10 protein-coding genes are annotated in these 9,793 nt (G+C 52.3%); 5 read left to right on the forward strand and 5 right to left on the reverse strand.

Translation table 11 applies throughout. From position 1 onward, the window contains the following. From pmrB to RTK32_RS09235, 4 genes are all read right to left on the reverse strand, one after another. Nucleotides 1-958, reverse strand: a 958-nt coding sequence (gene pmrB, locus RTK32_RS09220; RefSeq protein WP_312043262.1) for a two-component system sensor histidine kinase PmrB, incomplete at its 3' end; no start/stop codon positions are given. Further along, the gene (pmrA, locus tag RTK32_RS09225; RefSeq protein WP_312043264.1) at nucleotides 951-1,628 is read right to left on the reverse strand and encodes a two-component system response regulator PmrA; all 678 of its coding nucleotides are present in this window, start codon (nucleotides 1,626-1,628) and stop codon (nucleotides 951-953) included. The genes pmrA and pmrB, both read right to left, overlap by 8 nt. After that, entirely contained in the window at nucleotides 1,625-3,265 is a 1,641-nt protein-coding gene (gene eptA / locus RTK32_RS09230; protein WP_312043265.1) for a phosphoethanolamine transferase EptA, read from the reverse strand. Before eptA ends, pmrA begins: the two co-directional genes overlap by 4 nt. Before the next feature lie 121 nt (nucleotides 3,266-3,386). Continuing rightward, nucleotides 3,387-4,289, reverse strand: a complete 903-nt coding sequence (locus tag RTK32_RS09235; protein ID WP_312043267.1) for an AraC family transcriptional regulator — start codon at nucleotides 4,287-4,289, stop codon at nucleotides 3,387-3,389. A gap of 862 nt (nucleotides 4,290-5,151) precedes the next feature. Between RTK32_RS09235 and RTK32_RS09240 the strand changes: the two genes are divergently transcribed. Genes RTK32_RS09240 through RTK32_RS09255 form a run of 4 tightly spaced genes read left to right on the forward strand, consistent with a single transcriptional unit; the run spans nucleotide 5,152 to nucleotide 9,037 of the window. Continuing rightward, entirely contained in the window at nucleotides 5,152-6,558 is a 1,407-nt protein-coding gene (locus RTK32_RS09240) for a sugar porter family MFS transporter (RefSeq protein ID WP_312043269.1), read from the forward strand. 16 nt (nucleotides 6,559-6,574) lie between these two features. After that, nucleotides 6,575-7,585, forward strand: a complete 1,011-nt coding sequence (locus RTK32_RS09245; protein ID WP_312043271.1) for a Gfo/Idh/MocA family oxidoreductase — start codon at nucleotides 6,575-6,577, stop codon at nucleotides 7,583-7,585. Nucleotides 7,586-7,607: 22 nt separating this feature from the next. Then, on the forward strand, nucleotides 7,608-8,042 hold the full coding sequence (locus tag RTK32_RS09250; protein WP_312043272.1) for a PTS sugar transporter subunit IIA: 435 nt from the start codon (nucleotides 7,608-7,610) through the stop codon (nucleotides 8,040-8,042). Nucleotides 8,043-8,095: 53 nt separating this feature from the next. Continuing rightward, nucleotides 8,096-9,037, forward strand: a complete 942-nt coding sequence (locus RTK32_RS09255) for a sugar phosphate isomerase/epimerase (protein WP_312043274.1) — start codon at nucleotides 8,096-8,098, stop codon at nucleotides 9,035-9,037. Between the two features lie 92 nt (nucleotides 9,038-9,129). On the opposite strand, the gene RTK32_RS09260 is transcribed toward RTK32_RS09255, so the two are convergent. Then, a complete protein-coding gene (locus RTK32_RS09260; RefSeq protein WP_312043276.1) occupies nucleotides 9,130-9,483 on the reverse strand; it encodes a hypothetical protein in 354 nt (117 codons plus the stop codon). A gap of 106 nt (nucleotides 9,484-9,589) precedes the next feature. Between RTK32_RS09260 and RTK32_RS09265 the strand changes: the two genes are divergently transcribed. Further along, nucleotides 9,590-9,793, forward strand: a 204-nt coding sequence (locus tag RTK32_RS09265; RefSeq protein ID WP_312043278.1) for a hypothetical protein, incomplete at its 3' end; no start/stop codon positions are given.

Consider the following 9,793-nt stretch of genomic DNA (forward strand, 5'->3'; position numbering starts at 1 on the left):
TACCGCCATAGCGGCTGTCCATCCGTACAAAGGCGCGGCTAAGCTCGCCGCTTTTGCTTTCGTCGATGCCGGGGCCTTGATCTTCCACGGCCAGCACCGTACCCGCCCCCGTTTCAACGCGAACGGTAATTACCGTATCTGGCGGGCTGTAACGGTACGCGTTCTCAAGCAGGTTTCTTAACAATACACTCAGCAGCGTAGCGTCTCCACGCACCGTGGCATCCGACACCGCGATCACTTCCAGCGTCTGCCCGCGCTGCTGCAGCATCATTTGCATTTCATGGCTCATGGGCGCAATCACATCCTGCATCAGGGAAACCTGCTGGTAATTACCGGCGGTAAAAGACTGCCCGACGCGCGCCAGCTGCAGCAGCTGAGAGACGCTGTTGGTCATTTGATCCAGGCGCTGTAGCAAAGGGCGCACGTTAATCTCGTGCTTCTTCTCTATCAGTTCCAGATGCAGTCTTAAGCCCGCCAGCGGCGTACGCAGCTCGTGTGCAACGTCGGCGGTAAACAGGCGTTCGCGCTCCAGGCTGGTGGTCAGTCGCGTAATCAGCGCATTGACGGCCTGAGTCACGGCATCCACCTCGCGCACTGAATGCGTGCAGCTGATGGGATCGAGATCGTTCTCGCTGCGGTTTTCCAGCTGTTTTTGCAGTTCGGACAGCGGCCGTGTAATCCATTTGACGACCTGGAAACAGAGCAGCAGGGCAAGGGTAATCATGATCACACTCGGCACGGCCAGGCTGGCAACCGCTTCGTGGATCTCTCTTTCCACATGCTTGTGCTGATCGCGATTGTGCAGCGCCGCGTCCACCAGTAGCTGGATCTGCTCTTTACTTTCATGCCACAGCCACGCCACGCTAATCACCTGACAGAACAGCAAGATCAGGCCCACTGCCATCAGCAGGCGAAAACGCATCGTGTTGCCGTGACGTTGAAAGAAAAGGTTACTCATCTGTATCAGACTCGGGTTTGATCAGGGCGTAGCCAAAGCCACGCACGGTACGGATGGCCGACCGGCCGATTTTGTCGCGCAGGTTATAAATGTGTACTTCCAGCGTGTTGGTCGACGGTTCCGTTTCCCAGTTATAGATATCGTTATAGAGGATCTCACGATGCACCGGCTGGCCTGCCTTAAGCATCAGCCGTGACAGAATAGCGTACTCTTTCGGCGTCAGCTCCAGCAGCCTGTCGGCCAGATGGACCTGCCTGTGCGTCATATCTAACGACAGTTGGCCGAACGTCACCTTGCTGTCACCTTGATTCACATCGCGGCGGATCAGCGCCCGGATACGCGCCAGCAGCTCGTCCAGCGCAAAGGGCTTAATCAGGTAATCGTCCGCGCCTGCGTCCAGCCCGGTGATCCTGTCGCCGACCGTATCACGCGCGGTAAGGATCAGGACAGGATACCTTTTCTTCTGACGGCGCAGGCGCAGTAAAAGGCGCAGGCCGTCCTCATCCGGCAAGCCCAGATCGAGGATCAGCAGGCTGTAAAGGCCGCTTGTCAGGCTGGCTTCCGCATCGCGGCTGGTGCTCACGCCATCGCAGACGTACCCTTCGCCTTCCAGCGCCATTAACAGGCCCTGCAACAGCAGGGCATCGTCTTCCACTACAAGGATTTTCACCGGTTCTTACTCCGACAGGCGGTCAGGATATCGTCGCCAGGCACATATTCTTTTGTCACCGTGCCGGTCAGCCCCAGCACCGTAGAAAAGAAGTTATCCTGCGACCATTTGTTTTTTGTCAGCTTATTCATACACGCCATATCTATCGCGTGACGTTGCTGGTAGTCGGGCGACAGCCAAACCAGCAGCGGCACGTGTTTTTGCTCTTCGGGCGCGATGGCGTAAGGCATGCCATGCAGATAGACCCCGTTTTCGCCTAGCGACTCCCCGTGATCGGAGAGATAAACCAGGCTGGTGGTAAAACGATCCTGATGTGATTTTAATACAGTTATTGCTTTATCAACGATGTAATCGACATAAAGGAGCGTGTTGTCATAGGTATTGACCAGCTGTTCTTTGGAACAATCCTGGATCTGATTCGTCTCGCAGGTTGGCGTAAACTGCCGAAATTGCGGCGGATAGCGATGGTTATAGGTTGGCCCATGGCTCCCGATGGTGTGCAGCACGATGACACCGTTACCTTTTAGCTGATTAATATAATCATCCAGGCCGTGGAATAACACCTCATCGTAGCACTCGCCGTTAATACACTGGCCCGGCAAATCCAGACGAGTCATATCCTGATGCGGCACCCTGTCGCAGGCCCCTTTGCAGCCCCCGTCGTTTTCATTCCACAATACGCTAAGGCCCGCACGCTGCACGATATCCAGCAGGCCTTCGCGATGGCCTGCCAGCACGTCGTCATAGTGCGCGCGCGGCATGCCAGAGAACATGCAGGGCACCGAAACCGCCGTAGATGTGCCGCAGGACGCCGTCTGTGGAAAATAGACAACGCCGTCTTTTGCCAACAGTGGATTGGTCTGACGCGGGTAGCCGGAAAGCGAAAAATCTGCCGCACGCGAGGTTTCACCCAGCACGATAATAGTCAGGCTTTTTTTTGCGCTGTTGAGCATTTGCGGGCTTTGATGCGCATCTTCTCCCAGCCTGACCAGCGGCAGGTGCGTCAATTGGTTGTGCCTGTACCAGGAGAGGGTGGCGGCGATACTGTTGGAAGGACTCAGCGATTTCACCAGCTCTTTATTATTGCGAAACAACGAGGCGTAATCTTTATAGAAGAGCAGGGCGATGAGCAAAATTATTATCGCCGAAGCGGCCAGATTGATAGCGCGTGGCACTACGCTGGTTAACAGGCCCGACGGTTTTTTAATTCGGATCCAGAATGCCAGGAAGATAAAAAGCGCGCCTGAAAGCAGCAGACTGATCACCAACTGTGGCGTCATTAGCGCAAAGGATTCTGACGCGGTGGTATCCAGCATATTCACAATCATCGAGCGGTCGAGCACGATATTGTAGTTCCAGATAAAGTACTGAGCAGCAGCGGAAACCAGGATAAACAGGGCGATAAGCAGCCTGTCCAGCCAGAAAAAGGAGGCAATAGTCAGCACGATATTAATGACGCTGAAGGCGACCAGCGGCATGGAAAGAAAAACCAGCGTGGTGTGAAGCGTGGTCAGCGGCATCGCCGTCAGGACCTGGCGATAAAAGGCCAGATTAAGAAATAAGGCAATATAAGCAGAGAAAAGGATCAGGAAAAGGTGGCGGCTCAGCGACACCCTTTTAAGCTGCATCAGGGACATCCCAGCAATCCAGGCAAGAAAAGAGTCATTTCAGTGTGGCAGCGAAAGGTTAGGAAAACCTTAAGAATCTTAAGAAAGGGCGGGCTTATCGATGAGACAAGCGTCCCGCAAAAGCGTCATCTCAAGCAGAAGCAGCAGGCTGCCCGGATGGCGATAAATTTTTTATTTCGCCTGTTAACCAGAATTTTTTATAACGTGCGGGCGGAATGCCAACCAAATTATGGAAAATACGGTGAAAGTTATTTACATTGTCATAGCCTACCGCATTGGCTACTTCGGTAACGCCCAGATCGGTGCTAAGTAATAAATTTTGCGCCTCGCCAATTCTTCGCCGGGTCTGATACTGCTTCGGCGAGTAACCTGAAAATTCTTTAAAAAGATGCGCCAGATAAAAACGGTTCATGTTCAGTTCGGCGGTAATTAAACGAAAATCAAGGTTATCTTTATAATGCTCATCAATATAATCCCTGATACGCTGGCCCGGCGATAACGCGCTGGCGTCCACGACCTCTTTTTTTTCTATCCAGATTGTCCGGCAAATTAACAGCAACGCCTGTAACAGGCTGTGGCTTATTTCACTGGCGTAAGGCTTTTTACTATTAAGGTGATCCCACATCTGCAAAAAGAGCTGGCGGATTTCATGGTAATACGCTCCGGACGGCATCATTGCCGTCTGGCTGCGCGGCGTTAAATGATTTACTGGCAGCCCCGGTAGCGTTAACTGCGTTACGCCGCAGCTGAATAACGCCAGATCTTCCGTGGCGCGCGGGCATTCATCATGCAGCACGCCAGCATTAAATAACAGCAAGTCACCCTGCTTTGCCTGATAAGAATGGCCATCAATATGGTAAGTCCCGCTGCCCTGCATAACAAACATCAGCTCAAATCGTTCCTCGTGACGATGCATTACGCGCGGCGTGGCAGCACCCATGCCCTCTGTCCGACACATAAACAGCAGGCGCGGCCGGATGCTGGTTTCCAGACCACCCGCGGGCAGTCGTTCATTCAGGCAAAATGTCAGCATAGGTTCTCCGGGGTTAAAAAAGCTATTCTTGCATTAAAGCCCATCGGCTGTAGTCATCAAATTTGCTTTTCCTTTCATTATAACTCTTTGATTTGTAAAAAAGTATGAAGCGGGTCTCTGTAAGATACTCTCATTTTTTGCGCTATGCGCCAGCCAGCCGCATTTGAATCCGATCCGCGTCACATTCTGCTCACGCGGTGAAACGAAAAGTTCATTAGCATGTTTATCGCTGAACGGCTAACCCCCTTCTTTTTCCAGGGGCTTCGTTCAGGCGCGTGCATAACCTGACTTACCTCGCATCGATCAAAAATCATCAAAATAGCAGAATGAAATCTGAACTTGAGAAAAGGCTGTTGCCTGGAATAAAAGAAAATAACTCACCCCCTCAGAAACAGCCACCGCCCGAATGACCAGAACACTAAGCCAGGCTTGAAGAATAGCCATTTTCCGCAGGACGGCCGTGAATTTACTGTTACCTGTAATAAGCGATAGCAGTAATTTTTTGTCTGTATTTTGCTTTGTTTTCGCCTCGATATTTAATTAAAAAGACCTGAAGAAAGGGTTGGGGAAATATCTCCATTCTTGCTAAGTCAACGTAATAAAATCAGAGTGTGATTTTTATCACTCGTTATCGGTAAATTTAAGCAGAATATTGATCCTCAGCACGGTATGAATGTTTCGCCGTTTTTCATGATGGTAGTTTTCTTTCATTTCGGTGTATGTTTTAGCGGTTCACAGCGTTCAGGCTCGCTTTACTATGTTATCGATTACTTTATTTCGCGCGCTCAACCTCGCTGTGAAGACGTTTTATAAAAAGATAACGACTTTATTCATCCGGCCCTTTAAACCAGACGGAAAAAATATGGATAAAAATCATCTGCAAAATCCCGATCGAATGCGCTTTATTACGTTGGTTTCCACCCTCGGAGGATTATGCTTTGGCTACGATACCGGCGTTATTTCCGGTGCGCTGATATTTATGAAATCCGATCTGCAACTCACGACGGTACAGGAGGGATTTATTACTTTCTTTCTGCTGTTCGGCGCGGCGTTAGGTTCGCTATTTGGCGGCTATTTATCGGATAAACAGGGAAGGCGAAAAAATCTGCTGTGGGTCGCGGTGATATTTATTTTTGGCGCGCTTGGCACCGCTTTCGCCTGGGATGTGCCTGCCATGATTATTGCTCGCTTTGTGCTTGGGCTTGCCGTCGGCTGCGCTTCCGTCACCGTGCCCGTCTATATCTCGGAACTTGCGCGACCTGCCCAGCGCGAACATCTGGTTACGGTCAACGAATTAATGATCGTTATTGGCCAGTTTCTCGCCTATACGGTTAATGCCGGCATCGTTAATTTCTACCCGGATCTGGCGCACAGCTGGCGCATTATGCTGGCTATCCCGGCCATTCCTGGCGCGTTGCTGTGGGTGGGTATGCTGATGATGCCGGAATCACCACGCTTTCTGCTGCGCCGCGGCGACACTGCCCAGGCGGTGTCGGTGCTGAAAACCCTTCGCCAGCCGGAGGAAGTGGATCGCGAAGTTAACGAGATCCAGCAGGTTATGCAGATCGACGCGCTAAAACTGAATCTCTTTGCCGAGCTGAAAAAACCCTGGGTTATCCAGCTGATTTTGACGGGCCTGATGATCGTGCTGGCAACCCGCGTCACGGGCGTCAACACCATTATGTACTATGCGCCGACGGTGCTTAAATCGACCGGCCTGGGCGATGCGGCGGCGGTCACCGGTGCCGTCGCAAACGGCGTGGTTTCCATTCTGGCGACGCTGCTGGGCATGATGCTGATTGGCAAACATTCGCGCAGGAAAATCTTCTTTACCGGCCAGGCGGGAGTCACCCTAAGTCTGGTGCTGATCGGCCTCTCTTTTAGGCTGTTCTTCCATACCGAAACCCTGAATGGCGTGGAGAGTTTGCACGCTGATTTTGCGGGCGCGAGCTACATCATTCTTGGGCTGATGCTGCTGTTTCTGGTCTTTATGCAGGGCTGGATCGCGCCTGTTTTCTGGCTGATGCTGGCCGAAATCTATCCGCTGCGGATGCGCGGCCTGGGAATGGGCATTGCCGTGTTCGGCCTGTGGATCTTCGACTTTATTATCCAGTCTCTCTTCCCGCTATTGCTTAACCACTACGGGGGCGGCATGACGTTCGGTTTCTTTGCGGCCAGTAATCTCATCATGCTGCTCCTGCTGGTGAAATTCCTGCCCGAGACGCGCGGGCTGACCCTGGAACAAATCGAAAACAAATTTCGTTTCTAAAAGTGAGGTAAAGGTAATGTCAGTAAACATCGGATTAATTGGTCTGGGCATGATTGGCCGCGACCATCTGCAACGCTTCAGTACGGTCATTAACAATGCGCAGGTCACGGCGGTTTGCGATATCAACAGCGGCGTGGCCGATACGCTGGCACAGCACTATCAGGCCACCGCTTTTTATGATGCGATTGAGATGATCAATTCAGACAAGGTAGACGCTATTTTTATCTGTTCTATCGGGCCGGCCCATCAGGAACAGATCCTGGCCGCTATCAAAGCCGGCAAGCCCATTTTTTGTGAAAAGCCGCTCACGCCAACCGCTGCCGAGTCGGAAACGATCATTGAAGCTGAAACGGCCTACGGTAAAAGACTGCTGCAGCTTGGCTTTATGCGCCGCTTCGATCCTGGTTATGTTGCGCTGAAGCAGAGTATTGCGTCCGGCGAGCTGGGGGACATTTTGCTGATGCACTGCGCGCACCGTAATCCGTCAGTGCCGGAGAACTATACGCAGGAAATGGCTATCAACGACTCCGCAACGCACGAGATCGATATTATCCGTTACCTGCTTAATGAAAATATCGTCTCGGTACGCGTGGATAAGCCGCGTAAAAAAACCAGCCGTGCGCTGCCGCATTTACAGGATCCCCTGATCGCGATTTTCGAGACGGAATCGGGCGTGCGCATTGATGATGAGCTGTTTGTTAACTGTCAGTATGGTTACGACATCTGCTGTGAAGTGATTGGCGAAAATGCGATTGCCAGCCTGACCGAGCAGGCGTTGACCGTGACGCGCTCGGCCAACGGAGCAGGGCGACATATTGCAAAAACCTGCATGGAACGTTTTGCCACCGCCTACGATCGCGAGGTGCAAAATTTTATCGACGATATCAGCAACGGCAGAGAGATGAGCGGCCCCTCTTCCTGGGATGGCTACGTGGTCGCGCTGGTCTGTGATGCCGGGTTGGCCTCGTTAAAAGATGGTTTACAACATGCCGTAACCGTACCGCCACGTCCGGCACTCTATCGCTAATGGCCCGTAACAGGAGCTGACTATGCTGACACTTTCACCGGAAAATATTTTTCTTAACTGTCAGGCCTCTTCTAAAAAAGAAGCGATAAGGCAGGCGGCCGAGGCCCTGCAGCAGGGCGGCTATGTTAAAGAGGGATTTTTGGCCGCCATGCTGGCGCGGGAAAACAGCGTCCCGACCTGGCTGGGTGCGGGCATTGCTTTGCCACACTGCGCCAGAGAGAGCGTTGGCCTGGTGATTAAAACCGGATGCCAGGTTTTGCAGTTTCCACAGGGGGTCAGCTGGGGAAAAGGCAAAGTGGCTTTTATCGTCGTAGCCGTAGCCACCAGGGAAAACGAGCATCTTCAGGTGATTGCCAGTATTGCCGACCTGCTTGGTAACGAATGGAAAACCACGCTGTTAGCGATGGCCGACAATAAAAAAGACTTTATCACCCTGTTTAAAAAGGCCGAATTCTGACCTCGCTGACAGGCGCTGTCATTTTTCCGGACCCGATAATTTAAGGATCAGAAATGAAACTTGCACTTTGTACTGATGTGTTGGCAAACCTACCTTTTACCGAAATGCTGGACCGGGTAAAAAGCTATGGTATTGATGGCGTGGAGATGACGGCGGGTGGCTGGTCACCCTGTCCGCATGTGAACACTGACGAACTGCTGGCCTCAGAAGAGAAACTGAACGCGTTTCGTCAGGCGCTGCAGCAGCGCGAGATGGAAATCGTGGCGCTGAACTGCTCGGGCAATCCGCTGGCACCCGGCGAGCTGGGCGAAAAGCATACGCTCAGCAGTTATAAAACGGTCGAGCTGGCGGGCAGGCTGGGCGTGAAAAAAATAGTGATGATGAGCGGTCTGCCCGGGGGCAGCCCGGAAGATAAAATACCCAACTGGATTGCCTCAACCGTTTCCTGGCCCGACTATATGCCCGGCGTGCTGCGCTATCAGTGGGATGAGGTAGCCATCCCTTGGTGGAAAAAATTTGTTCAGCACGCGCGTGCGCACGGCATTGAAAAAATTGCTATTGAAGAGTTTCCGAGCCAGCTGGTCTACAACCCGTCCACGCTGTTAAGGCTGCGTAATGCGGTTGATGAGATGATAGGGATCAATCTCGATCCTTCCCATCTGATCGCCATGGGGGCCGATCCGATCGCCGCCGCCAGAAAGCTGGAAGGGGCGGTATTCCATGTGCACGGTAAAGATGCGCGTATAGAAAGAGGCCTGGCGGATATTGACGGGCTGATGGAAACGCAGCCGGTTACCCAGACGAAAACAAGAACGTGGAATTATGTGGCGGTAGGCTGCGGTAAAGATTTGCTGTGGTGGAAAGAGTTTTTCTCGGTCCTGCGCATGACCGGCTATGACGGCTACGTATCGCTGGAAATGGAAGATCTGACCATGAGCGTCGAGGCAGGGCTGCAAACTTCTATTGATGCGCTGAATGCCAGTATCAGTCGTTGAGCGGCGTGAAACGGGAAGTCTGGCCAAAGCGCCTGCCTGAAAAAAGCAAAAGGCCGCAATAGCGGCCTTTTATTTACCCGGAGAACGGGCGATTAGTCAGTGACTTTCTTTTTCATATCGCTGGCGCCTTCTTTGGTCTTATTCCAGCCTTTCTGGGTGCCTTCTTTGGTGGCATCCCATCCTTTCTCCGTGCCTTCTTTGGTTTTGTGCCACGCTTTCTGCGTGCCTTCACTGGCTTTACTGGTGGTGGTCCCGCTTTTGCCTTCCGTCGCGTGTTCGGACTTCAGCTTCAGCTCTTTGCCCTGATCCTGCGCCTGATGCAGTTTCTCTTTTGCCGTGTTAGCGCCTTCGTTAGCGGCAGCTACGGTGTCATCTGTTGCATGTGTGGCGGCAAAAACAGGAGAAGCCAGCAGAAGAGCAGAAAGTGCAATAATCGTTTTTTTCATGATTTCCTCACCAAGTATTGATCCGTTGTGTAATTAAGCATGGCACGGCTTTTGACGCCTTGCCTTAGGAATAACCTGTATTTGAGCATAGCCGAATCAGGCGAGTTTGCTTCATCAGGGGCGTAAGAAGGGAGAAAAAGCGTTCCTGAAGAAACAGGAGAAGAAAACGGGAAGCAAAAAATCGGACCAGCTGGCGGTTTTGGCGCTGTCTTTCACCGACGATGGCGTTCTTTACGTCACGTCTTCCCGGGCGGTGGAAAGAAGGCGAGCAGGGCCAGGGCCTGTTTGGAGAGAGTTGGGCGCCTTAAGT

Origin of the sequence: Erwinia sp., assembly GCF_031978025.1 — a bacterium.
Classification (GTDB): Bacteria; Pseudomonadota; Gammaproteobacteria; order Enterobacterales; family Enterobacteriaceae; genus Erwinia.

Excerpts from the sequence above, each read along its gene's own strand:
- eptA (WP_312043265.1), bottom strand. The coding sequence starts at position 3,265 with ATGTCCCTGATGCAGCTTAAAAGGGTGTCGCTGAGCCGCCACCTTTTC.
- RTK32_RS09235 (WP_312043267.1), bottom strand. The coding sequence starts at position 4,289 with ATGCTGACATTTTGCCTGAATGAACGACTGCCCGCGGGTGGTCTGGAA.
- RTK32_RS09240 (WP_312043269.1), top strand. The coding sequence starts at position 5,152 with ATGGATAAAAATCATCTGCAAAATCCCGATCGAATGCGCTTTATTACG.
- RTK32_RS09245 (WP_312043271.1), top strand. The coding sequence starts at position 6,575 with ATGTCAGTAAACATCGGATTAATTGGTCTGGGCATGATTGGCCGCGAC.
- RTK32_RS09250 (WP_312043272.1), top strand. The coding sequence starts at position 7,608 with ATGCTGACACTTTCACCGGAAAATATTTTTCTTAACTGTCAGGCCTCT.
- RTK32_RS09255 (WP_312043274.1), top strand. The coding sequence starts at position 8,096 with ATGAAACTTGCACTTTGTACTGATGTGTTGGCAAACCTACCTTTTACC.
- RTK32_RS09260 (WP_312043276.1), bottom strand. The coding sequence starts at position 9,483 with ATGAAAAAAACGATTATTGCACTTTCTGCTCTTCTGCTGGCTTCTCCT.